Annotated in this window: 20 protein-coding genes; 12 read left to right on the top strand and 8 right to left on the bottom strand. The window is 65.8% G+C overall.

The features are described from left to right. Positions 1–136: 136 nt before the first annotated feature. The 4 genes from purL to RPPS3_RS07950 all read right to left on the bottom strand — a co-directional run bounded on the left by purL (position 137) and on the right by RPPS3_RS07950 (position 6,027). The gene (purL, locus tag RPPS3_RS07965) at positions 137–2,347 is read right to left on the bottom strand and encodes a phosphoribosylformylglycinamidine synthase subunit PurL (protein WP_107343597.1); all 2,211 of its coding nucleotides are present in this window, start codon (positions 2,345–2,347) and stop codon (positions 137–139) included. A gap of 288 nt (positions 2,348–2,635) precedes the next feature. Beyond that, positions 2,636–2,887, bottom strand: coding sequence for a hypothetical protein (locus tag RPPS3_RS07960; RefSeq protein ID WP_234820137.1), 252 nt, complete (start codon positions 2,885–2,887; stop codon positions 2,636–2,638). 505 nt (positions 2,888–3,392) lie between these two features. Then, positions 3,393–4,346 (bottom strand): toll/interleukin-1 receptor domain-containing protein, encoded by a 954-nt coding sequence (locus RPPS3_RS07955; protein ID WP_107343596.1) that lies wholly within the window; start codon positions 4,344–4,346, stop codon positions 3,393–3,395. Between the two features lie 316 nt (positions 4,347–4,662). Beyond that, a complete protein-coding gene (locus tag RPPS3_RS07950) occupies positions 4,663–6,027 on the bottom strand; it encodes a TrpB-like pyridoxal phosphate-dependent enzyme (protein ID WP_107343595.1) in 1,365 nt (454 codons plus the stop codon). Between the two features lie 154 nt (positions 6,028–6,181). Between RPPS3_RS07950 and RPPS3_RS07945 the strand changes: the two genes are divergently transcribed. The 6 genes from RPPS3_RS07945 (at position 6,182) to RPPS3_RS07920 (ending at position 10,967) form a co-directional block, all read left to right on the top strand. Continuing rightward, complete coding sequence (locus tag RPPS3_RS07945) at positions 6,182–6,670, top strand: PaaI family thioesterase (protein WP_107343594.1); 489 nt, start codon at positions 6,182–6,184, stop codon at positions 6,668–6,670. Between the two features lie 82 nt (positions 6,671–6,752). Then, positions 6,753–7,547, top strand: coding sequence for a glutamate racemase (gene murI / locus RPPS3_RS07940; RefSeq protein WP_047308310.1), 795 nt, complete (start codon positions 6,753–6,755; stop codon positions 7,545–7,547). A 53-nt stretch (positions 7,548–7,600) separates the two neighbouring features. After that, positions 7,601–7,996, top strand: a complete 396-nt coding sequence (locus RPPS3_RS07935) for a cupin domain-containing protein (protein ID WP_107343593.1) — start codon at positions 7,601–7,603, stop codon at positions 7,994–7,996. Further along, positions 7,996–8,772, top strand: a complete 777-nt coding sequence (locus tag RPPS3_RS07930; RefSeq protein ID WP_107343592.1) for an acyltransferase — start codon at positions 7,996–7,998, stop codon at positions 8,770–8,772. The genes RPPS3_RS07935 and RPPS3_RS07930 overlap by 1 nt, the downstream gene beginning before the upstream one ends. 188 nt (positions 8,773–8,960) lie before the next feature. Next, positions 8,961–9,578 carry a 30S ribosomal protein S4 gene (gene rpsD, locus RPPS3_RS07925; protein WP_107343591.1) on the top strand — a complete coding sequence of 206 codons (618 nt, stop codon included), beginning with the start codon at positions 8,961–8,963 and terminating at the stop codon, positions 9,576–9,578. 306 nt (positions 9,579–9,884) lie between these two features. Further along, positions 9,885–10,967 (top strand): threonine aldolase family protein, encoded by a 1,083-nt coding sequence (locus tag RPPS3_RS07920; protein WP_107343590.1) that lies wholly within the window; start codon positions 9,885–9,887, stop codon positions 10,965–10,967. Between the two features lie 3 nt (positions 10,968–10,970). Here RPPS3_RS07920 and RPPS3_RS07915 read toward each other — a convergent pair whose 3' ends face one another. The 3 genes from RPPS3_RS07915 to trhA all read right to left on the bottom strand — a co-directional run bounded on the left by RPPS3_RS07915 (position 10,971) and on the right by trhA (position 12,999). Then, a complete protein-coding gene (locus RPPS3_RS07915) occupies positions 10,971–11,258 on the bottom strand; it encodes a hypothetical protein (RefSeq protein ID WP_107343589.1) in 288 nt (95 codons plus the stop codon). A gap of 185 nt (positions 11,259–11,443) precedes the next feature. Continuing rightward, on the bottom strand, positions 11,444–12,244 hold the full coding sequence (locus RPPS3_RS07910; RefSeq protein ID WP_107343588.1) for an SDR family oxidoreductase: 801 nt from the start codon (positions 12,242–12,244) through the stop codon (positions 11,444–11,446). Positions 12,245–12,303: 59 nt separating this feature from the next. Beyond that, the gene (trhA, locus tag RPPS3_RS07905) at positions 12,304–12,999 is read right to left on the bottom strand and encodes a PAQR family membrane homeostasis protein TrhA (protein WP_107343587.1); all 696 of its coding nucleotides are present in this window, start codon (positions 12,997–12,999) and stop codon (positions 12,304–12,306) included. A gap of 241 nt (positions 13,000–13,240) precedes the next feature. Between trhA and RPPS3_RS07900 the strand changes: the two genes are divergently transcribed. From RPPS3_RS07900 to RPPS3_RS07890, 3 genes are all read left to right on the top strand, one after another. Then, positions 13,241–14,710 (top strand): YcjX family protein, encoded by a 1,470-nt coding sequence (locus RPPS3_RS07900; RefSeq protein ID WP_107343586.1) that lies wholly within the window; start codon positions 13,241–13,243, stop codon positions 14,708–14,710. Then, positions 14,707–15,816, top strand: coding sequence for a YcjF family protein (locus tag RPPS3_RS07895; protein ID WP_107343585.1), 1,110 nt, complete (start codon positions 14,707–14,709; stop codon positions 15,814–15,816). Before RPPS3_RS07900 ends, RPPS3_RS07895 begins: the two co-directional genes overlap by 4 nt. Positions 15,817–16,027: 211 nt before the next feature. Then, positions 16,028–17,797, top strand: coding sequence for an adenylate/guanylate cyclase domain-containing protein (locus RPPS3_RS07890; RefSeq protein ID WP_107343584.1), 1,770 nt, complete (start codon positions 16,028–16,030; stop codon positions 17,795–17,797). Between the two features lie 26 nt (positions 17,798–17,823). Here the strand turns inward: RPPS3_RS07890 and RPPS3_RS07885 are convergent, their stop codons facing one another. Further along, positions 17,824–18,471 carry a hypothetical protein gene (locus RPPS3_RS07885; protein WP_107343583.1) on the bottom strand — a complete coding sequence of 216 codons (648 nt, stop codon included), beginning with the start codon at positions 18,469–18,471 and terminating at the stop codon, positions 17,824–17,826. A gap of 145 nt (positions 18,472–18,616) precedes the next feature. On the opposite strand from RPPS3_RS07885, the gene putA reads away from it, so the two are divergent. From putA to RPPS3_RS07870, 3 genes are all read left to right on the top strand, one after another. After that, positions 18,617–21,619 carry a bifunctional proline dehydrogenase/L-glutamate gamma-semialdehyde dehydrogenase PutA gene (gene putA / locus RPPS3_RS07880; RefSeq protein ID WP_107346499.1) on the top strand — a complete coding sequence of 1,001 codons (3,003 nt, stop codon included), beginning with the start codon at positions 18,617–18,619 and terminating at the stop codon, positions 21,617–21,619. Positions 21,620–21,873: 254 nt separating this feature from the next. Continuing rightward, positions 21,874–23,082: a CaiB/BaiF CoA transferase family protein gene (locus RPPS3_RS07875; protein ID WP_107343582.1), complete on the top strand. Its 1,209-nt coding sequence runs from the start codon at positions 21,874–21,876 to the stop codon at positions 23,080–23,082. Positions 23,083–23,398: 316 nt separating this feature from the next. Continuing rightward, positions 23,399–24,172 carry a ferredoxin--NADP reductase gene (locus tag RPPS3_RS07870; RefSeq protein WP_107343581.1) on the top strand — a complete coding sequence of 258 codons (774 nt, stop codon included), beginning with the start codon at positions 23,399–23,401 and terminating at the stop codon, positions 24,170–24,172. Positions 24,173–24,212 lie beyond the last annotated feature (40 nt).

The raw sequence follows: 24,212 nt of genomic DNA, 5'->3' as shown, positions 1-24,212 counted from the left end.
AATCCATAACCACCGAATCTGTTGCTCGCGTACGGCGTCATCCGCCGTGCTCATCCGCGAGTCCAGGGGCTATGGATTCCGGGCCTGCGCTGCTACGCAGCGCATCCCGGAATGACGATGGAGAGACCTAAGGCAACTACGCCTTCCCCGCCATGTAGTCCGGCAGCCAATGCTCGTGGGCGTGACGCAGCGCCTTGATGTCGACGGTGCGTTCGCCTTCGATCTTCAGCGCGTGGCCGCCGGTGACGCCGATCTGGGCGCAGGGCACGCCGATCGTCTTCAGCTTGGTCTTCACCGCGAGCAGGTCGGCTTCCTTCACCGTGACCAGATAGCGCGCCTGGTCCTCACCGAACCACCAGGCGTGCGATACGATCTCGGCCGGCGGCGCGTCGAGCGCGGCGCCGATGTTGCCGGCGATCGCCATCTCGGCGAGCGCGACCAGGAGGCCGCCGTCGGACAGGTCGTGCACGGCGGTCGCGGTGCCGGCGTGGATCATCCCGCGCACCACGTCGCCGTGGCGCTTCTCGACTGCGAGATCGACCGGCGGCGGCGCGCCTTCTTCACGGCCGCAGATGTCGCGCAAGTACACCGACTGGCCGAGCCAGCCCTTGGTCTCGCCGATCAGCAGGATCGCCTCGCCTTCAGCCTTGAACGCAAGCGTCGCCGACTTGGTGAAGTCGTCGAGCACGCCGACGCCGCCGATCGACGGGGTCGGCAGGATGCCCCGGCCCGAGGTCTCGTTGTAGAGCGAGACGTTGCCGGAGACGATCGGCGAGTCGAGCGCGATGCAGGCTTCCGAGATGCCCTTCAGGCAACCAACCAGCTGGCCCATGATCTCGGGCCGCTCCGGATTGCCGAAGTTCAGGTTGTCGGTGATCGCCAGCGGCTTGCCGCCGACCGCAGTGATGTTGCGATAAGCTTCGGCCACCGCCTGCTTGCCGCCTTCGAACGGATCGGCCTCGCAGTAACGCGGCGTGACGTCGACGGTGAGCGCGAGGCCCTTCGGGCCGTCCTCAATGCGCACCACCGCGGCGTCGCCACCGGGGCGTTGCACGGTGTTGCCGCCGATAACGTGGTCGTACTGCTCCCACACCCAGCGCTTGCTGCACAGATCCGGCGTCGCCAGCAGCTTCTCCAGCGCCTCGGCCGCGCCCATCGGCGCGTTGATATCGCGGGCGTGGATCACCGGCAGCTTCGGCGACTCCACCCACGGACGATCGTAAAGCGGCGCCTCGTCGCCGAGCTCCTTGATCGGCAGGTCGGCCTTCACCTGCCCGCCATGCTTGACCACGAAGCGCTTGGTCGGCGTGGTGTAGCCGACGATCGCGAAGTCGAGGCCCCACTTCTTGAAGATCTCTTCGGCTTCCTTTTCCTTCTCCGGCTTCAGCACCATGAGCATGCGCTCTTGGCTTTCGGAGAGCATCATCTCGTAGGCGGTCATGCCGGTCTCGCGGGTCGGCACCGCGTCGAGGTCGAGCTCGACGCCGAGGTCGCCCTTGGCGCCCATCTCGACTGCCGAGCAGGTCAGGCCGGCCGCCCCCATGTCCTGGATGGCGATGACGCAGTCCTTGGCCATGATCTCCAGACAGGCCTCGAGCAGCAGCTTCTCGGCGAAGGGATCGCCGACCTGCACGGTCGGGCGCTTCTCCTCCGAGCCCTCGTCGAACTCGGCTGACGCCATGGTGGCGCCGCCCATGCCGTCGCGGCCGGTCTTGGAGCCGAGATAGACGATCGGCATACCGACGCCGCTCGCCGCAGCGAGGAAGATCTTGTCGGCATCCGCGAGGCCGACCGCCATGGCGTTGACCAGGATGTTGCCGTCGTAGCGGGTGTGGAACCGGGTCTGGCCGCCGACGGTCGGCACGCCGAACGAGTTGCCATAGCCGCCGACACCGGCAACCACGCCGGACACCAAGTGCCGGGTCTTCGGATGGCTCGGATCGCCGAACGACAGCGCATTGAGGCAGGCGATCGGCCGTGCCCCCATGGTGAAGACGTCGCGCAGGATGCCGCCGACGCCGGTGGTCGCGCCCTGATACGGCTCGATGTAGCTCGGATGGTTGTGGCTCTCCATCTTGAAGACCACCGCCTGATTGTCGCCGATGTCGATCACGCCGGCGTTTTCACCCGGGCCCTGCAGCACCCACGGCGCCTTGGTGGGCAGCCCGCGCAAATGGATGCGCGACGACTTGTACGAGCAGTGCTCGTTCCACATCGCCGAGAAGATGCCGAGCTCGGTGAAGGTCGGCTCGCGCCCGATCAGATCGAGAATGCGCTGATATTCATCCGGCTTGAGGCCATGGCTGGCGATCAGTTCCGGGGTGATCTTCGGCTCGGGAGCGGACATAGGGCAGCATTCCTCGGCACGCCGGAGGGGCCGGCGCGGACCGCTGTTATGTAGAAAGAACGGCCCAAAGGGGAAAGGCTTTTCTGCACGCCTGGGGATGGCGCTCGGTGCCGGCGATCGCCGCGAACCCGTTGATCTGGCACAGGATCTTGCCCCACCCGTCATGGCCGGGCTCGTCCCGGCCATCCACGGCCGCGGGCACCGTGCCCGAAAACGTCGATGCCCGGGCCAAGCCCGGGCATGACGTCGTTCTTGGATGGGGCGTCCGAGGAGTCCGCCCCGGGCTGCTCAGGCCGCGACCGCCGGCAGGCCGGCCAGCGCGGTGGCGAGGTCGGCTTCGTCGTAGTCCTGATCGACCAGCTTGCCTTCGAAGTAGTTGATGTAGGCCTGCATGTCGAAGTGGCCGTGGCCGGAGAGGTTGAACAGGATCGTTTCCGACTTGCCCTCATCCTTGCAGCGCAGCGCCTCGTCGATCGCGCAGCGCACCGCGTGGGTCGATTCCGGCGCCGGCACGATGCCTTCGGTGCGGGCGAACTGCACACCGGCTTCGAAGCAGCCGACCTGCTTGTAGGCGCGCGCTTCGATCAGGCGGACCTCGAAATATCTACTACCTTCAGTATGCGCCTTTCTTCACCGCGGCCAATAACCACCTGCCATCGTGCAAACCCAGCTGCGAAGTTATCGCGACATCGCGGCAAGCCGTTGACAATTGGACATTGAGTTACGCGAGAGAATCCTCGGTCATCTCGTGCCACGATCACCAACTCTGCCCCCCTACGCACCATCGCTCCAGGCGGCAGGCGCCAATTTTCCGCATCGAACATCGCGGTTTCATCAACTTCGATTTTTACTCCAGGAACAATCACACCCTTCCATGATTCATTGCCCCCAGACGGAAAACAAACAAACTCATGGTCACCTTGTAGCACGATTGCCGTTCCTGCGCTGACGAGAAGGAGGGACTCGTATTGCGTTCTCGGGATAACGAGGCATAACTCGCTTGCGTCCGCCAAACAGCCGACAACAAACTCAGACGCAGCGAGCATCATTGTTTCCCTTGCTGAAGGGGCTCAATGAACATGCTCCAGTAAAGCTCGGCCGCCCCTTCATAGCTAAATTTCTGTCTGTCACCACGTCCCATCGTCATGCCGAACGACTGAAAGTAAAGCGCTTGGTCGTCGGCCTCCACCGTCAACATTTCATTGTGCGAATTGCTCTCAGTTGTCTCTCTGGCAAGATAGGAGATGCCATTGCCCATCATCCCCCCCATGAAGACAGTGCAAGAGGTCGCTGATCGCCCGTTCCTGTAGGCCTTCGCGACGAAGCGGTTTGCGTCGATCTTCCGAAAGGTCGCCTCAATGCCAGGATTGCGTTTGGAGAGTTCTGCTATGGAGTTCTCAAAAAAGCGCGAGAGATACTCGAAGCCTTCCGTGCGAAACTCGTCTTTGTCTTTGTCGTTGAACGTTTTGGCCAACCGCAGATTGCTGCTTCGCGGCGCAGGCATACCCTGCACGCTCGAACGTGCGACATCTTGCTCAGATTTCTTGGGCGAAGCGACAGAGCCCAAACGCTCAGCCACGGAGCGGACCGCCCTTACCACTTCAAACATGGCGGCGTCACGATCGGCGAATTGCGTGATGGGCTTTCCATCACGGGGAACAGCGTTTAGTTTTCCGAAGGGCGCACCGTGCCAATCGCAGGCGCGGAGAATAACGGGAATCACGACGGCGTCGCCAGCATCATGCCGCGTCAACGCGCGGAGCATTTCCTTTTCATAGCAATAGTCGGACGCAAGGAAATCAGCGCTGACGAGAAGGAGGATGATCTCGTCGCTTTCGACGTGCTGATCAATCTCTCGCGCGAACTCTCGTCCCGCACCAATACGTCGATCATGCCAAACGTCGATGATTCCTTGGCGCTTGAGAAGCGCAAGTTGCGTCTCGATCTGGTCGCGCAATGCTTCGTCGGCGTGCGAATAGGAAAAAAAGACGTTGGGCATACCGCCCCCCAATAGTGACGCAAATGCACCCGTTGGAGAACCTAGCTGATTCTGCAACTTCTGCGGTGTTTCCCTTCAAACTCGGGCGCAGCCTTCGCCCTAGTCCGGGCAGGCTCCTTCGCCGCGCTCTGCGAGGGGGGGGGATGAGGCGGAATCTACCGCGGTCGACGTCGTGCTGGGAGGGGGGCTGTGCCGACCCGAGAGATCGACTGCGGATGAAGCCGTGTTACGCCCCTCACTCGGTGCCTCGCAATCGGGCCTCTCCCCGCGCAGGGCGGGGAGAGGTTGGGTCAGTACCTTGTGGTTGGCTTCAGAGCTATGCCGCGACCGCCGGCAGGCCGGCCAGCGCGGTGGCGAGGTCGGCTTCGTCGTAGTCCTGATCGACCAGCTTGCCTTCGAAGTAGTTGATGTAGGCCTGCATGTCGAAGTGGCCGTGGCCGGAGAGGTTGAACAGAATCGTTTCCGACTTGCCCTCCTCCTTGCAGCGCAGCGCCTCGTCGATCGCGCAGCGCACCGCATGGGTGGATTCCGGCGCCGGCACGATGCCTTCGGTGCGAGCGAACTGCACGCCGGCTTCGAAGCAGCCGACCTGCTTGTAAGCACGCGCTTCGATCAGGCCGAGTTCGTAGGCGTGCGACACCATCCCGCTCATGCCGTGATAGCGCAGGCCGCCGGCGTGGAAGCCCGGCGGCATGAAGGTCGAGCCGAGCGTGTGCATCTTCACCAGCGGGGTGAGATGCGCGGTGTCGCCGAAGTCGTAAGCATAAGTGCCGCGGGTCAGGGTCGGGCATGCCGCCGGTTCGACCGCGATGATGCGCCGCTTGCGGCCGCCGCGGAGCTGCAGGCCGAGGAACGGGAAGGCAAGGCCGGCGAAGTTCGAACCGCCGCCGGCGCAGCCGATCACCACGTCCGGATCATCGCCCGCCATTTCGAACTGCTTGATGGCTTCTTCGCCAATGATGGTCTGGTGCAGCATGACGTGATTGAGCACCGAACCCAGCGCGTACTTGATGTCCGGGTTCTTGGCGGCGACTTCCACCGCTTCGGAGATCGCGATGCCGAGCGAGCCGGGGCTGTTCGGATTCTTCTCAAGGATGGCGCGGCCGGAATCGGTCTCGTTAGACGGCGACGCGATGCAGCGGGCACCGTAGGTCTCCATCAGCGCGCGGCGATACGGCTTCTGGTCGTACGACACGCGGACCTGGAAGACGAGGACGTCGAGCCCGAACAGCGAGCCGGCGAACGCCAGCGACGAGCCCCACTGCCCGGCACCAGTCTCGGTCGACAGCTTCTTGATGCCGACCTGCTTGTTGTACCAGGCCTGCGGCACCGCGGTGTTCGGCTTGTGCGATCCGGCCGGCGAAACGCCTTCGTACTTGAAGTAGATCTTGGCGGGGGTGCCGAGCGCCTGCTCGAGGCGGCGCGCACGGATCAGCGGCGCAGGGCGCCACATCCGGAATACGTCGCGGACCGGCTCGGGAATCTCGATGTAGCGCTCGGTCGCGACCTCCTGGAGGATCAGCTCCATCGGAAACAGCGGCTCCAGATCGCTCGGACCGACCGGCTGATGCGTGCCCGGATGCAGGACCGGTGGCATCGGCGTCGGGAAGTCGGCGTTGAGATTGTACCAGGACTTCGGGATGTTCTCCTCGTCCAGCACATACTTGATCTGGTCGCTCATTCTATTCTCCCTTACGCGGCCGGTTTTGCGGCCCGGGAGGGTATACAGCGGCGACCTGCCTGCCAATTGCGCAGTGTCAATTAGATTTGTGGATTTGCATTGCAGCGCGGCATCAGTTTTATGGACCAAACGATAGACCAAAGGATAACGCCCCTTGACCACCACCGTCGAACCGACACGTCCCAGTCGCCCGGACCTTTTCACCGCAACCGAAGGTGAGTTCGCCGGCTGGCGAACGTGGACGCGGGACACTTTCGAATCGCACAACGGGCCGTTCTGGCATCGGATCGATGACGACGGCCGCGTCCGTTGCGCCTTCCGGGTCGAGAAGAAGCACCTCAACGGCATGAAGGCGGTGCACGGTGGCTGCTTCATGACCTTCGCCGACTATTGCCTGTTCGCGATCGCCGTCCGCGAATTGCAGGGCCCCGGCGTGACGGTGGCGTTCGGCGCCGAATTTCTCGATGCGGCATTCGAGGGCGAGCTGATCGAAGCGACCGGCGAAGTCACCCGGGCCGGCAAGTCGCTGATCTTCGTGCGCGGCATCCTCAAGAGCGGCGAGCGGCCGCTGTTCACGTTCTCGGGCACCATCAAGCGGGTCAAGCGCAAGGTACCGCCGACCGAGGTCGCCGACAGCCACTGACCCGGTGGCTTTGCCGTCTCCGCAGGGCTGCATCGCGCGATCGACAACCGAAAGCTAACCAAGATCGGGTAAGGTCGCCGCCGTGACCTCGCTCCCCACAATCCTGGTGTTCGATTCGGGCCTCGGCGGCCTGACGGTGCTGCGCGAAGTGGTCCGCGCGCGCCCCGACGCGCACTACGTCTATGTCGGCGACGACGCGTTCTTCCCCTACGGGCAGCGCAGCGAAGAGGCGGTGATCGGCCGCGTCGTGCCGCTGATGGGCGAGCTGATCGCGGCGCACGCGCCGGACCTCGTCGTGATCGCCTGCAACACCGCCTCGACCATGACTCTGGCGCCGCTGCGGGCCCGCTACCGGGTGCCGTTCGTCGGCACGGTGCCGGCGATCAAGCCGGCCTGCGCGGGCTCCCGCACCAAGCGTGTCTCGGTGCTCGGCACCTCAGCGACGGTGCGGCTCGAATACACCCGCGCGCTGATCCGCGATTTCGCCCAAGGCTGCGAGGTGTCGCTGGTCGGATCGATCCGGCTCGCTACGTTGGCGGAGACGGCGCTCGGCGGCGGCGAAGTGACCGACGCAGCGATCCGCGCCGAGATCGCGCCGTGTTTCGTCGAAGCCGACGCCAAACGCGGCCGCACCGATGCGGTGGTGCTGGCCTGCACACATTATCCATTGCTGCTCGACCGGCTGGTCCGTCTGGCGCCCTGGCCGGTCGATTGGATCGATCCGGCCCCCGCAATCGCCCGCCGCGTCGTCACCCTGCTCGGCCCGGCTACGGGCCATGCCCCGACGCCGGGCGCCGAGATGATCTTCACCTCGGGCCGCCATCCACGGGCCAGCGCGGCGCTGGCGCCGTATTTCGGCGGCCGCATTCCGGCCTGAGCGCTTTTCCGCCTGCCGGGACGCTGCTAGCTTTGCGCCCCGGAGGAGCCCCAATGACAATCAAAACCTTGCGTCACATCCTGGTCGCGTGCGCCATGGTAGCTGCTGCAGGCGCCGCCGTCGCGCAGCAGAGCGACATCAAGCGCACGCCGCTGCAGAAGATCGAATTCCCCGACGGCTATGTCACCGTCAGCGGTCTCGCCGAGCTGCCACCGGGCGGCAATATCGGCCGGCACACCCATCCCGGCATCGAGACCGGCTATCTGCTCGAGGGCGAAGCAGTGATGAGCATCGACGGCGAACCCGACAAGCACCTCAAGGCCGGCGATTCCTACGTGATCCCGGCTGGCGTGGTGCACGATGCCAAGGTGCACGGCGACAAGGGCGCCAAGGTGATGGCGGTGTGGGTGGTCGACAAGACCAAGCCGCTGGCAACACCCGCCAAGTAATGCGGGGCAAAACACGTCGGATTTCGGCGCCGCGCAGGTTGATTGCCGATTTGATGCACGCCTCGCAGGGCGTGCCGCTGATCAGCTACCGGCGCACGTTGCATCTTGGCCCGCTGGCGCGAGCCCGGGCTGCCGCAGCATCGCCGCCAGGCTTCGCCGCGATCTTCGCCAAGGCATTCAGCCTGGTCGCACGCGACGAGCCGGTGCTGCGGACGCTGTATATCGCCTTTCCGTGGCCGCACTTCTTCGAGGTGCCGAAGAGCGTCGGCATGATCGCGGTCGCCCGCCGCATCGACGGCGAAGACTGCGTGCTGATGCAGAAGGTGACCGCAGCCGACACGCTACCGCTGCCCGAGGTCGACGCGATCATCCGTAGCGCCAGCACCGCGCCGATCGAAACCGTGCCGATGTTCCGCAAGCTGCTGCGGATCAGCCGGATGCCGTGGCCGCTGCGGCGGATCGCCTGGTGGGCTGGGATGTCGCTGAATCGGCCGCGGGCGAACTTCTTCGGCAGCTTCGGACTGTCCTCGGTCTCGGCGTTCGGTCCCGGCGACCTCTATCCGGTCAGCCCCGGTCCCTACATCCTGAGCTACGGCCGACTCGCCGACGACGGCCGCTTGGAGGTGATCGTCCGGTTCGACCACCGTGTGATCGACGCTGCCCCGATTGCGCGGCTGACGACCCGGCTGGAACAGGTGCTGAACACCACGATTACGGCCGAGATCGAGCGCCTGGACCGCCCAGCCCGAGCGCTTCGGGCCGCAGCCGGGCCTTGAGCCGGCCCGAATTGACATCCCAGGGCTTTCCCCCTAGAAAGCCCCCGCTCGCGGGCCGGTTTCGGCCCGCGTTGCGTTTCGCGACCCGTGGTCCTCCCCTTATGCTTTAAGGACGGACCTGTCGGCAGGGGATTTTCCCCATGCACAGGAGGGCGCGTTTCCTCACAACTCCAACCCTAGAGGACGCGATGACAAAGCGCGCTGAAGCCAAGTATAAACTCGACCGCCGGATGGGCCAGAACATCTGGGGCCGTCCGAAGAGCCCGGTCAACCGCCGCGAATACGGCCCCGGCCAGCACGGCCAGCGCCGCAAGGGCAAGCTGTCCGACTTCGGCGTCCAGCTGCGCGCCAAGCAGAAGCTGAAGGGCTACTACGCCAACATTTCCGAGCGTCAGTTCCACGCCATCTACGTCGAGGCGACCCGGCTGAAGGGCGACTCGGGCGAGAACCTGATCGGCCTGCTCGAGCGCCGTCTCGACGCCGTGGTGTACCGCGCCAAGTTCGTGTCGACGATGTTCGCGGCCCGCCAGTTCATCAATCACGGCCACATCAAGGTCAACGGCAAGCGCGTCAACATCCCGAGCTACAAGGTGCGGGTCGGTGACGTGATCGAGGTCAAGGAAGCCTCGAAGCAGCTCGCCTTCGTGCTCGAAGCCAGCCAGCTCGCCGAGCGCGACGTGCCGGACTACATCGAAGTCGACCACAACAAGATGACCGCGAAGTTCGCGCGCATCCCGGCTCTCTCCGACGTGCCGTTCGCGGTGCAGATGGAGCCGCATCTGATCGTCGAATTCTATTCGCGCTAATTTCTTCGTACTGATTGCTGCTCAGTCCGATGCATCAAGGCCCCGGTTCGCCGGGGCCTTTTTGTTTGCGCGATGCGAATGACAAGTCACCGTCATTCCGGGGCGCTCACGAAGTGAGCGAACCCGGAATCTCGAGGATATTGCGCATGAGAGTTCAGCGGGTGCGTGGCGAAGGCCGCATGGGGTAACCGCGAGATTCCGGGTTCGCGCTTCGCGCGCCCCGGAATGACTGCCTTGGGGGTGGTACCAATCACATCCCGCTGACCTGATCGTGTCCGGACAGATCCCTTCCGCTTCGCGCCCGGCATGTTAGCCTCGGGCATGGCCTACATCCCATCAAAGCCCGATCCGAACGCGCCGCCGGTGTGGATCAACCTGCTCTCCGACACCCAGACGCGCCCCACGCCGGCGATGCGCGAGGCGATGGCGCGGGCCGAGGTCGGCGACGAACAGACCGGCGACGATCCGACCACCAACCTGTTGCAGGAGCGCGTCGCGGCGCTGCTCGGCAAGCAGGCCGCCGTGTTCCTGCCCTCGGGCACGATGTGCAACGTCACGACCACGCTCGCGACCTGCCGGCCCGGCGACGAGATCATCGCGCATCGCACCGCCCACATCCTGTCGCGCGAAGGCGGCGCGCACGCCGCGCTCGGCGGCTTTCAGATCACGGGCCTGGACGGCGACGACGGCCAATTCTCACTCGAGGCATTCCGCGCCGCGCTGCATCCGAAGACCCGCTACGAACCTCCGCAAGTCCTAGTCAGCGCCGAGCAGACCGCCAATATCGGCGGCGGCACGATCTGGCCGCAGGCCACGCTCGATGCGGTCGCCGCGGCCGGCAAGGAGGACGGGCTATGGACGCATATCGACGGCGCGCGGCTGATGAATGCGGTGGTGGCCACAGGTATCAGCGCCAAGGAGATGACCAAGGGCTGGGATTCGGCGTGGATCGATTTCAGCAAGGGACTCGCTGCGCCGGTCGGCGCGGTGCTGGCAGGCCCGCGCGACTTCATCGATGAAGTGTGGCGTTGGAAGCAGCGGCTCGGCGGCGCGATGCGGCAGTCCGGCGTGATCGCCGCGGCGTGTCTGTACGCGCTCGATCATCAGGTCGAGCGCCTCGCCGATGATCACGCCAATGCGCGTCGCCTCGCCTCAGGGCTGGCGCAGATCGACGGCATCGCGGTGCAGACGCCGCAGACCAATCTGGTGTTCTTCAAGCCGGACGGCGCGGGCGTCTCCGGCACCGACATGGTCGCACAGCTCCGCCGGCGCGGCGTCGTGCTGGCGATGATGGAAGGCCGGATCCGCGCCTGCACGCATCTCGACGTCAGCACAGACATGATCGAGCAAACGCTCGACCACGTCCGCGAGATCGTGCGGTCAGCCTGACCGTTACAGGCAGATCCGGACGCCGGCGGCGTTGACGACGCAGCGGCCGCCGTAATACCCGCCGCGGCCCCGTCCACGTTCCCAGCCGCGACCGCGGCCGCGGCCCCGGCCGCTATAGCCCCGGCCGCCATAGCCGCGTCCACGCCCGCGCTGGGCATGCGCTTGAGTACTGGTCACGCCTGAGACCACCGCCGCGGCGCCGACGAAGCTGAAGCAATAGATGCTGGTGAGGGCGATCGCCGCGAGGCTGCGCGCCACCCAGCTTGGCCGGCGATGGGAATGATCTGACATCAAGTTCTCCGTTGGCTGCCGATAATAAGAATCGCACCGCCGGACGACGGTGCGATCGCATAACAGACGCCCAGTGGGCGCCTGTACAGACGGAACGCCGAGTGGGCGATCCGTTCCTCGGCGCCGCTGTGACATACTGAAGCAGATGCCGAACGACAGGGCGCCGAGAGAACAAGCGAGACGATCTAAGCCTTGCCGCCGAAAGTCTCGCGGAGCTTGGCCTGGATCTTCGCCATGCCGCCGATCCAGCGGTCGTAGTTCTCGGTCTTCTTGCGCATGTAGTCGATCACTTGCGGGTGCGGCAGGATCAGGAAGGTTTCCTGCTCGATGCCCTGCAGCGCATCCTTCGCCACCTGCTCGGCGGAGAGATCACCGTCGGCCGATTGCGGCCCCTTCGGGATCGAGCGCAGCATGTTGGTGTCGACACCCTGCGGGCACAGAATCGAGACGCGGATGTTGTGCGCCTTGTGGGCGATGGCGAGGCTTTCGGCAAAGCCGACCGCACCGTGCTTGGTGGCCGAATAGGCCGGGCTGCCGACCTGCGACAGCAGCCCCGCCGCCGAGATGGTGTTGAGGAAGTAACCGCCGCCACGCGCCTTGTAGCGCGGCACCAGATGCCGCGCGGCATAGACATGCGCCATCACGTGGATCAACCAGCTCTTCATGAACGGCTCGTCGGAGGAGCCGCCGGCATTCTCGGCCATCGGATCGAAGCCGCCGCCGATCCCGGCGTTGGAGCAGAACAGATCGATCGGCCCGAACTGGCGCTCGGTCTCCTCGATCACGTGCTTGATGTCGGCCTCGCTGGCCACGTCGCATTTGAACGCCGCGCCGCCGATCGATGCGGCGACCGCTTCGGCGCGGGCCTGATCGAGGTCGGCGACAACGACCTTGGCGGCGCCGGCCTTGTGAAAGGCTTCGCACAGCGCCTGCCCGATTCCATTGCCGCCGCCGGTGACGACGACGACTTTGCCCGCGATCTGCATGGTTGTTTCCCCCGCTTGTTGTTGGCGGGGGCGTTCATATCGGAAAGATCCGGCGTCGGCTACGCCAGCACCAGGTCCATCACCGCAACGTAGTGGCAGCCGGCGGCGACCAGCACGAAGGCGTGCCAGATCGCGTTCTGGAACCGTAGCCGCCGCCAAGCGTGGAAGATCACGCCGAGCGTGTACAACAGGCCACCGATTGCCAGGAACCACATCGCCGTGGTCGGCAGCGTCTCCACCACCTGATCGTAGGCGATGATGCCGCTCCAGCCGAGCGCGAGGTAAAGCCCAACCGACAGCTTGTCGAACTTACCCGGCTTGAACAGCTTCAGCAGGATGCCGACCACCGCCACGCCCCAGACGCCGGCGAGCAGTGCCAGGCCGAACATCTGATCCTTGATCTGGCTGATGATCGGTGTGTACGTTGCGGCGATCAGAATGTAGATCGCCGAATGGTCGAACCGCCGCAGCAGCCATTTGCGCGGCGATACCGGCCAGAGATTGTACGCGGCCGACAGGCCGAGCATCGCCAGCAGCCCTGCAACATACACCGATACCGAGACGATCGTCGGCGTGGATGCGAACACGCCGGTCAGCGTGACCAGCGCGGTCGCGGCGATCAAACCGGCGACGAGGCCCAGCACATGCACGACGCCATCGGCGATCAGCTCGGCGCGATCGTAGTTCCAGTGGACCGCGCCTTTGGCGTCGATCCTGGCATGCGACACGATTTGCTTGAGGCGGAAGATCGTCATTCTGCAGCGAACACCCTGTTCTCGAACACCTTATCCGAATTGATCTGGCGCATTCATGACGCCGATCGGCGATGCGATACACATCCTGCGGCACGCTCGGCCACCGCCTCCGTCCGATCGAGCACGAATTTTCCGCCGGAAAGGCGGCAAAGCCAAGACCGGCAGTACAGGTCGGATTGTCGCACGAATCGGCGGTTTCCGGCTAGTTTCGCCGGCAACTCTGACGATTGAACCTTGGCGCATGGCCTTCAATTTTTCCAATCTTCTCGAAGATGCGTGGCTCTCGGCGCGGGCGCTCAAGGACTACAGCGAGAACCTGTTCAATCCCACGATCCGGCTCGGCGTCACCGGTCTGTCGCGCGCGGGAAAGACGGTGTTCATCACCGCTCTCGTGCACGGGTTGTGCCGGGGCGGCCGGTTTCCGATCTTTGAATCGATGTCGACCGGGCGGATCGCCACCGCGCGGCTGGCGCCGCAGCCGGACGATGCGGTGCCTCGCTTCGCCTATGAGAACTTCCTCGCCACGCTGATCGAGCAGCGGCAATGGCCGAGCTCGACCGTCGACATCAGCGAGCTGCGGCTGGTGATCGACTATCAGCGCAAGAACGGCTCTGAGACCACGCTGACGCTCGACATTGTCGACTATCCGGGCGAATGGCTGCTCGACCTGCCGCTGCTGACCAAGAGCTACGAGCGCTGGGCGGCCGAAAGCCTGGCGCTGTCGCGCCAGGACCCGCGAGCCCGGGTGGCGCGGGAGTGGCACGCCCATCTCGCCACCCTCGATCCCAAGGGGCGCGAGAACGAGCAGGAAACCCTGAAAGCGGCGCGGCTGTTCACCGCTTACTTGCGCGCCTGCCGCGACGAGCAGTTCGCGATGAGCCTGCTGCCGCCGGGCCGCTTCCTGATGCCCGGCAATCTTGCCGGTTCGCCGGCGCTGACCTTCGCGCCGCTGGACGTGCCGGACGGCGGCATCGCGCCGGACGGCTCGCTGTGGGCGATGATGCGCCGCCGGTTCGAAGCCTATAAGGACGCCGTGGTGCGGCCGTTCTTCCGCGATCACTTCGCCCGGCTCGATCGCCAGATCGTGCTGGCGGACGCGCTGTCGGCCTTCAACGCCGGGCCCGAGGCGCTGCAGGACCTTGAAGCCGCGCTGGCCGGCATCCTCGAATGCTTCCGGGTCGGCCGCTCGACGCTGCTCAGCTCGGTGTTCCGGCCGCGGATCGACAAGATCCTGTTTGCGGCCACCAAGGCCGACCATCTGCACCATTCCAGCCACGACCGGTTGGAGGCGATCCTCCGCAAGCTGGTCGACCAGGCGATGCGACGGGCCGAATTCGCCGGCGCCAAGGTCGACGTGGTGGCAATGGCCGCCGTCCGGGCCACCCGGGAGGCCCAGGTGCAGCGCGGCCGCGACCGGCTGCCCTCGATCGTCGGCACGCCGATCGCCGGCGAAATGGCCGAGGGCGAGGTATTCGACGGCGAAACCGAGGTCGCCACCTTCCCGGGCGACCTGCCGACCAATCTGCAGGGCCTGTTCCGCGGCGAGGACACCTTCCGCGGGCTGGCCGCCGGTTCGCACCAGGACGCGGACTTCCGCTTTTTGCGCTTCCGCCCACCGCGGCTCGACAGCCATGATCCGGACGGTCCGGCGCTGCCTCACATCCGCCTCGACCGGGCGCTTCAGTTCCTGATCGGAGACCGACTGCAATGACCGAGCGGGTTCCTCCTCGCCGGCCGGCGACCTTCAAGCTCAGCGACCCGAGCGTGGTGCTGATCGATTCCGATGACGGCGGCGGCAGCTACACGGCCAAGCCGTCCGCGAAAGCGGACGCCAAGCCTGCCGCGTCTGCGGCCGGCGCCGCACCGCCACCCCCGCCGCCGCGCGCCAGGGTCGAGCTCGCCCGCGAAGCCGAGCCGCCGATCTCGGCGCCGAAAGCGCCGAAGAGCGTCATCAACCCGAAGAAGGGTTTCCGCTGGGGCACCGTGTTCTGGAGCGCCGCGACCGGACTGGTGTCGCTGGCGTTCTGGCTGTGGATCAGCAAACTGGTCGAAGATCTGTTCGCGCAGAGCCAGACGCTCGGCACGATCGGCATGGTACTGGCCATCCTGGCTGGCGGCTCGCTGGCGATCATCATCGGCCGTGAGGCTTTCGGCCTGATCCGCCTGGCGCGGATCGAGCAGCTCCACGCTCGCGCTGCGCGCGTGCTGGAGACCGACAATAGCGCCGAAGCCCGCGCCATCATCCGCGAGCTGCTGAAGTTCGAACATCCCAACCCGCAGCTCGCCCATGGCCGCGCCACGCTGCAGAAGCACATCGACGACATCATCGACGGCGCCGACCTGATCCGCCTCGCCGAGCGCGAACTGATGACGCCGCTCGACCTTGAAGCGAAGGTGCTGATCTCGAAGGCCGCGCAGCGGGTGTCGCTGGTGACCGCGATCAGCCCGAAGGCACTGATCGACGTACTGTTCGTGGCGATCGCCGCGACCCGGCTGATCGGCCAGCTCGCGCGGCTGTATGGCGGCCGCCCCGGCGCGCTCGGCATGTTCAAGCTGATGCGGCAGACGGTGTCGCACCTCGCCATCACCGGCGGCATCGCGCTCAGCGACAGCGTGATGCAATCGGTACTCGGCCACGGCCTCGCCTCGCGGCTGTCGGCCAAGCTCGGCGAAGGCGTCGTCAACGGCATGCTCACCGCACGGCTCGGCCTCGCCGCCATCGACCTCACCCGCCCGCTTCCGTTCGATGCCCTGCCCCGCCCGCAGCTCGGCGATCTGGTCAAGGATCTGATGAAGAAGCGGGAGAAGGACGAGTAGCGCCCCGTTCGGCGGAGACCTGCGCTAAGCTACATTACGCCGAAGTTTCTTGTGCTGATCCGCGCCTGCTGACACAACGATCGTCATTCCGGGGCGCGAACCAAGTCGAGCGAGCCCGGAATCCAAAACCACACACCGGGATTGAGGATTCCGGCCCTGCGCTGCCGGCCAGCGCATCCCGGAATGACGCGATCGAGGTATGCACTCACTGATGGCGACGCGAGCGAAGCCGAACAAAAAGCAGAACGCTTCTGCCCGCGGGAAGAAGGCCGGCTGGCTCGGCGGCATCGGGCTTCGGCAAGTCCGGATGTTCTGCGGGCTGGTGCTGTTCACCTATCTGCTCAGCCACTTCCTCAACCATGCGCTCGGCAACATCTCGCCGGCGGCTCTGCATGCCGGCGTGATGTGGCACATGGAGATCTGGCAGTTCCTGCCGGTCGCGATGCTGTTCTACGGCTCAGTGACGGTGCACGCCGGGCTCGGGCTGTGGGCGCTGTATCAGCGCCGCCAGTTTCGCTGGAAGACGCTGGAGCCGCTGCAGCTCATACTCGGGCTGTCGGTGCCGCTGATGATCTACAGCCATGTCATCGTGATGCGGCTCGGCAGCGTGCTGTACGACCAGGACCGGCTGTATCCGCAGGTGCTGTATAATTACTTCGTGGCTTCGCCGACGTATCGGGCCTGGCTGATGGTCGCGGTGATGCTGATCGCCTGGACCCACGGCTGCATCGGGCTCTACGTCTGGCTGCGGATCAAGCCGGCCTTCCGCCGCGCGATGCCGTGGCTGCTCGCCGCCGCGGTGCTGGTCCCGACGCTGGCGCTGCTCGGCTTCTACCAGGGCGGCCGCGAGGTGGCGCGCGAGGCAACCTCGCCGCAATGGCAGGCCGATAACCTCGCACCGTCCAATCTCGGCACGCCGGAGCAGCAGCAGACGCTCGAAGCGATCAGCAACGGCTTCCTGATTTTCTATCTCGCCCTGATCGCTTTGGCGCTGATCGCCCGCGCGGTGCGCGCGATCATCGAACGGCGCGGCGGCATGGTCCGGCTGACCTATGACGGCGAGCGCAGCATCAGGGTGCCGAAGGGCCTCACCGTGCTGGAGGCAACGCAGCGCCACAACATCCCGCACGCCTCCGCCTGCGGCGGCCGGGCTCGCTGTTCGACCTGCCGGATCCGCGTGTTGGGCGATCCCGCCGCGTTGCCGCCGCCGTCGCCGCGTGAGGCCTTCGTGCTCGCCTCGATCGGCACCGGCGACGATCCGTCGATCCGCCTCGCCTGCCAGCTCAGGCCGACACAGGACCTCGCCTTCGTGCCGGTGTTTCCACCGCGCAACGTCGCAGCCGCGCGGAAGGCGGCGCGTGCGGCGCGGGTCGGCGAGGAGCGCTATCTGGTCAGCATGTTCGTCGATATGCGCGGCTCGACCAAGCTCGCCGAAAGCCGGCTGCCGTTCGACACCGTGTTCATCGTCAACCGCTTCCTCGGCGCGGTGTCGCGCAGCGTGATCGCCTGCGGCGGCCAACCCAATCAGTTCGTCGGCGACGGCATGCTGGCGCTGTTCGGACTTGCCGAAACACCGCGCGAGGCCTGCCGCAACGCTGTTCGCGCCGCCGCGGCGATTGGCGCGGCGATCGATGAACTCAACAACTTCCTCGGCCACGATCTGCCCGAACCGATCCGCTTCGGCATCGGCATCCACAGCGGCGAAGTGGTGGTCGGCGAGATCGGCTATCGCGACCACATGGTGTTCACCGCGCTCGGCGACTCCGTCAACGTCGCATCCCGGCTGCAGGACCTGACCAAGAGCCTCGCCTGCGAGACGCTGCTGTCGGACGAACTCCGCGCCACCGCGGGCCTGTCCGAACAGGCGCTGCCGACGCTGGAATTGGAAATCCGAGGCCGTACCGAACCGATGCTGGTCTGCGTGGTCGAGCGCGCCGGCGATCTTGCCGCCGTGCTGAACGAGGACCTGGTGCTGGCCTGAACGGCCCGCGCACCGAACCATCATTCTCAGTCGAGCTTGACCCACTGATCGACCGGCATCACTTCCGGTGTCTGCGCGTAGGCGCGGGTCCACATGTCGACCACCCATTGCGCGCCGGTGGCGCGCTCGGTCAGCACCGCGGTGTTGTGCGGCGTCTGCAGCACCAGGACATTGCCGCGATACTTGGGATCGCCGACGCTGTGATACTTGAACAGGCCCCACTCCTGCATCACCAGCAGCAGGCTAGTGGTGTTGCGGGTGGTGTCCCAGCAATCGAAATTGTGCTTGTCGTCGAAGTAACGGAAATCGGCGCGCGCGATCCGCTTGTCGGTGCCGAGCACCGGACCGAGACGACGGTCGAGCCACACCACCGCCTTCTGCACCGCCGCGCGTTCCGCCGCGGCCGAGGCCTTGCCGGACGCCATGATCCGCGACAGCGCGGCGCGATCGCCGGCCGAAAACGCCAGTTCGTAGCGGCGGCGGCAGACGAAGCCGTAGCACACCGTCATGCCCTTGGCGCTCGGCGGGAAGATCGACACCGAACTATACAGATACGAGACCTGCGAGCTGAGTTCGGCCGCCTTTGCCGGCGCACCGAACCAGGCGGCGACCAGCGCTACGGCCGCGAGCGCACCGAAATGTCGTGCGTTGGACTTGCCGCGCGTCACCCTCATCCCCGCTCCCAGCCTCCCTGTGGTGGAGGCGAAGCTAGCGTCCGGCCCCGACCGTGCCAATATGGCAGTCTGGATGGCACTGCATTTGCTGGCTGCACTGATGCACGCCGTCCACAGCTATCTCCGGCTTCGGGAGCCGACCGCCATGCCGTCCAACCCGCCGCTCGCCGAATTCACCGCGGCTTACGCACCGGATGATGCTGCGCTGGCCGCTGAGCTGCTGGCGACCGCCGCGCTGCCGCTCGCTCGTGAAGCTCGGATCGACCCTCTCGCCACCGAACTGATCACCGCGATCCGCGGTTCCGAACATGGCCTGGGCGGCGTCGAGGCGATGCTGCGCGAGTTCGCGCTGTCGACCAAAGAAGGCCTGGCCTTGATGGTGCTGGCCGAGGCGCTGTTGCGGGTTCCGGATGCCGCGACTGCAGACGCCTTCATCGAGGACAAGCTCGGCCAGGGCGACTTCGCGCATCACCGCATCAAGTCCGATGCCGTTTTGGTGAACGCCTCGGCCTGGGCCCTCGGACTATCGGCCCGTCTCGTCCACGCAGGCGAGACGCCGCAAGGCACGCTGGCGGCCCTGACGAGGCGGATCGGCGCGCCTGCTGTGCGCGCCGCGACGCGCCAGGCGATGCGGCTGATCGGCAATCACTTCGTCCTCGGCGAAACCATCGAAGCCGCGCTCGCACGCGCCCAGGCGCGCGAGGGCTCTCGCTATTCTTACGACATGCTCGGCGAAGGTGCCCGCACCGCCGAGGATGCCGAACGCTATTATCAGTCTTACGCGGATGCGATCACCGCAATCGGCCGCAGTGCCGGCAACGCTGCGCTGCCGGCACGGCCGGGGATCTCGGTGAAGCTCTCGGCGCTGCATCCGCGGTTCGAGGCGATCAGCCGCGACCACGTGATGCGGGAACTGACGCCGCGGCTGCTCGAGCTGGCGCGGCTGGCCAAGAGCCACGACCTCGCCTTCACGGTCGATGCCGAAGAAGCCGACCGGCTTGAATTGTCGCTGGAGGTATTCGCCGCCTGCTTCGCCGATGCCTCGCTCAAAGGCTGGGACGGCTACGGCCTCGCCGTGCAAGCTTATCAGAAGCGCGCCGCCGCGGTGATCGACCATGTCGCCGAGCTGGCGAACGCGCTCGACCGCCGCATGATGCTGCGACTGGTGAAGGGCGCCTATTGGGACACTGAGATCAAGCGCGCGCAGGAGCGCGGGCTTGCCGACTATCCGGTGTTCACCAGGAAGCCGATGACCGATCTCAACTACCTGCACTGCGCGCGCAAGCTGCTGGCACTGCGCCCGCGCCTTTTCCCGCAATTCGCCAGCCACAACGCGCTCACGATCGCGACCATCCTGGCCGAGGCTGGGAATTGCGACGGCTACGAATTCCAGCGGCTGCACGGCATGGGCGAAGCGCTGTACGCGCGGCTGCTGACCGATCGCCCGCAGGCGGTGTGCCGGATCTACGCGCCGGTCGGCGGCCATCGCGACCTGCTGGCCTATCTGGTGCGGCGGCTGTTGGAGAACGGCGCCAACTCCTCCTTCGTGGCGCAGGCCGGCGACGACAGCGTGCCGATCGCCGAGCTGCTGGAGCGACCAGCCACACTGATCGGCAATGCGGAGAAGGCACGCAACCCGGCGATCCCGTTGCCGCGCGATCTGTATCAGCCGCAGCGGCTGAATTCGCGCGGCATCGAGTTCGGCGACCGCAGCGCGCTCGCCGCGCTGCTCGGCGACATCGAAGGTGCACGCCCGCCGCTGCCGCCCCTCGCATCCGCCACACCAGAGCAAGCCGCGGCTGCAATGCGGGCCGCACGCAAAGGCTTCGAATCCTGGAGCCGAACCTCCGCCGATCATCGCGCCGCGATCCTACGGCGTGCCGGCGATCTGCTGGAGCAGCGCCGTGCGGCATTCATCGCCCTCTTGCTGGACGAGGGCGGCAAGACGCTCGACGATGGCGTGGCGGAGGTGCGCGAAGCGGTCGACTACTGCCGCTACTACGCCAGCGAGGGCCGCCGGCTGTTCGGCGAACCACTGGAGCTCCCCGGCCCGACCGGCGAACGGAATACGCTGGCGTTGCGCGGGCGGGGCGTGTTCGTCGCGATCAGCCCGTGGAACTTCCCGCTCGCGATCTTCCTCGGCCAGATCACCGCGGCGCTGATGGCCGGCAACGCGGTCGTCGCCAAACCGGCCGAGCAGACGCCGGTGATCGCAGAGGTGGCCGTGCGGCTGTTGCATGAAGCCGGCGTGCCGCGCGAGGCGCTGCATCTGCTACAGGGCGACGGCCGCATCGGCGCCACACTGGTCGAGCAGCCGGACGTCGCCGGCGTCGTGTTCACCGGGTCGAGCGAGGTGGCGCGCGCGATCAAGCGGACGCTGGCCGCCAAGAACGGTCCGATCGTGCCGCTGATCGCCGAGACCGGCGGCATCAACGCGATGATCGTCGATGCCACTGCGCTGCCCGAGCAGGTCGCCGACGACGTCATCACCTCCGCGTTCCGCTCCGCCGGGCAGCGCTGTTCGGCGCTGCGGCTGCTGTGCGTGCAGGACGACGTTGCCGACCGGGTGATCGCGATGATTGCCGGCGCTGCGCGCGAGCTGAAAATAGGCGATCCGCGCGATCCGGCGACGCATGTCGGACCGGTGATCGACGCCGAGGCCAAAGCCAGGCTCGACGCGCATATCACCAAGATGAAACGCGAAGCGCAGCTTCACTTCGCCGGCACAGCACCGGCCGCCAGCAACTTCGTCGCGCCTCATATCTTTGAACTCAGCCGCGCCTCACAGCTCACCGAAGAAGTGTTCGGCCCGATCCTGCATGTGGTGCGCTACAAAGCGGCGCAGTTCGACGATCTCCTCGATGACATCGCCGCCACCGGCTACGCCCTCACGCTCGGCGTGCAGTCGCGGATCGACGACACGATCGCGCGTGTGATCGCGCGGCTGCCGACCGGCAATGTCTATGTGAACCGCAACATCATCGGCGCCGTCGTCGGCGTCCAGCCGTTCGGCGGCTCCGGCCTGTCCGGCACAGGGCCCAAAGCCGGCGGCCCGCATTATCTGCCGCGCTTCGCGCTGGAACAGACGGTGTCGATCAACACCGCAGCAGCCGGCGGCAATGCCGCGCTGCTGACGGGCGAAAACTAGCTGCCGTCATTGCGAGGAGGCGAAGCCGACGAAGCAATCCATAGCTCAGTGCCGGGCGCTTCTGGATTGCTTCGCTGCGCTCGCAATGACGCGGCTAATTCCATCCTGATCCCGCATAGCACCCGGGATGACCGCCATGCCGGTTCCTATATTGCATCACGCCACGAAGCCGGCTCATATGCGAACGTATCCGGCGGCACGTAGCACCGAGAATTCCGGATCGCGAAAAACAAGAAAACAGGGAGCTCACGCGCATGGACGAGAACGGCATCTTCAGCGGCCTCAAGGTGCTGGATTGCGCGAGTTTCATTGCTGCACCGGCGGCCGCGACCGTGCTGTCGGATTTCGGTGCCGACGTCATCAAGATCGAGCCGCCGGGTGCGGGCGATCCCTATCGCAACCTGCCGAACCTGCCGGGCTATCCGATCAGCGACCACAACTACGCGTGGATGCTGGAGGCCCGTAACAAGCGCAGCCTCGCGCTCGACCTCGCCAAGCCCGAGGGCAAGGAGGTGCTGCGCAAGCTGGTCGCCGAGGCCGACGTGTTCATCACCAACTTCCCGCCGCCGGTACGGGCGCGGCTCGGCGTCGCTTATGCCGACCTCGCGCCGCTGAACGAGCGGCTGATCTATGCGAGCTTCACCGGCTATGGCGAGCGCGGCGAAGAAGCCAACAAGCCCGGCTTCGACAGCAACGCCTGGTGGGCGCGCTCGGGCATGATGGATCTGGTGCGCGCCGACGAAGACTCCACGCCGGCACGATCGGTCGCCGGCATGGGCGACCATCCCTGCGCGATGTCGCTGTTCGGCGCGATCGTCACCGCGCTGTACAAGCGCGAACGCACCGGCAAAGGCAGCGAGGTGAAGTCGAACCTGATGGCCAACGGGCTGTGGTCGACCAGCGTGCTGGCACAGGCCAAGCTGGTCGGTGCCGAGTTCCAGCCGCGGCGGCCGCGCGAGCGCGCCCTCAACGCGGTGGCCAATCACTATCGCTGCCGGGACGGCCGCTGGCTGATCCTGTCGCTGCTCAACGAAGAGAAGCAGTGGCCGACGCTGACGAAGTGCCTCGGCCGCGAGGATCTCACCGACGATCCGCGCTTCGCCACCAAGGCGGACCGCCACGCGCGCTCGATCGAACTGATCGGCATCTTCGACGAGATCTTTGCGACGCGCGATCTCGCCGAGTGGCGCAAGGCGCTCGACGGCACCGGTCTGGTGTTCGGCGTCGTCGGCATTCTGGACGACATCACCACCGACAAGCAGCTGATCGAAAATGAAGTGCTGGTGCCGTTCGAGAACGACACCACGCTCACCATCAACAGCCCGATCTGGATCGAAGGCAGCACCAAGACCCGGCCGCGCAAGCCGCCGGGCGTCGGCGAGCACAGCGACGAAGTGCTGCGCAATGCAGGCTACGACGACGCCGCCATCAAGGCGCTGCGTGCGTCGGGTGCCGTCGGCTAGGAGCCGACGCGCCCCTCTGCGAGCTGCAGCGTCAAGCCCGCGAGATCGGCCTCCATTTCCCCGGAGGCGAGCACTGTCCCCACGAGCGTTCCTCCTGTCGCAAGGGGCCTCAGGCTAGGTGCGAGGCCGCCTCGGGCCCGAAAACAAATTGCTCGGATTCGCGAAAAAACAGCACGTCGTGCCTCTCGGCGGTGCCCTCCGGGAAATTTTGCAACTTATTGACGGCGGGTGCCATTTCGCAATTGCGAAGAGGGGGCGATATCCGCGACATCGTCTCATCGGACGCAGGAGATGACCTGCGGGTGAGGAGAAGACGATGAGTGCATTCCAAACCGAAACGGTGTTGTCGGTCAGGCACTGGACCGACACCCTGTTCAGCTTCACCGCGACGCGCGACCCTGGATTCCGGTTCCAGAGCGGTCAGTTCGCGATGATCGGCCTGGAAGTCGACGGCCGACCGTTGATGCGCGCCTACAGCATGGCGAGCGCCAATCACGAGGAAGAGCTGGAATTCTTCAGCATCAAGGTGCCCAACGGTCCGTTGACGTCGCGGCTGCAGCAGATCAAGGAAGGCGATCAGATCCTGGTCGGGCGCAAGGCGACCGGAACGCTGATCGCCGGCAATCTGATCCCCGGCAAGCGGCTGCTGCTGCTGTCGACCGGCACCGGGCTGGCCCCGTTCGCCAGCCTGATCAAAGATCCCGAGATCTACGACATCTACGAATCTATCGTGCTGGTTCACGGCTGCCGACAGATTCCCGAACTGGCCTATGGCGAGCAGTTGGTCGAGGGCCTGCGCGACCACGAGTTCCTCGGGGATCTGATCCGCGACAAGCTGCACTACTACCCGACCGTGACCCGCGAGCCGTTCCGCAACCGCGGCCGCGTCACCGATCTGATCGCATCGGGCCAGCTGTTCGACGATCTCGGCCAATCTGGTCTCGATCTCGAGTCTGACCGCGTGATGCTGTGTGGCAACCCGGCGATGCTCGCCGAACTGCCGGCAATGCTGAGCGAGCGTGGCTTCCGCGAGGGCAACCACAGCGAGCCTGGCCACTTCGTAGTCGAGAAGGCGTTCGTCGAGCGCTGACGCGCCGTTCGGAAATCGCGCGCTGGCGACAACTCATTGC

Source organism: Rhodopseudomonas palustris (genome assembly GCF_003031265.1).
GTDB classification, from domain to species: domain Bacteria; phylum Pseudomonadota; class Alphaproteobacteria; order Rhizobiales; family Xanthobacteraceae; genus Rhodopseudomonas; species Rhodopseudomonas palustris_H.
The sequence above is the reverse complement of the archived record's forward strand: the minus strand, read 5'-3'. Positions and strand labels throughout refer to the sequence as shown.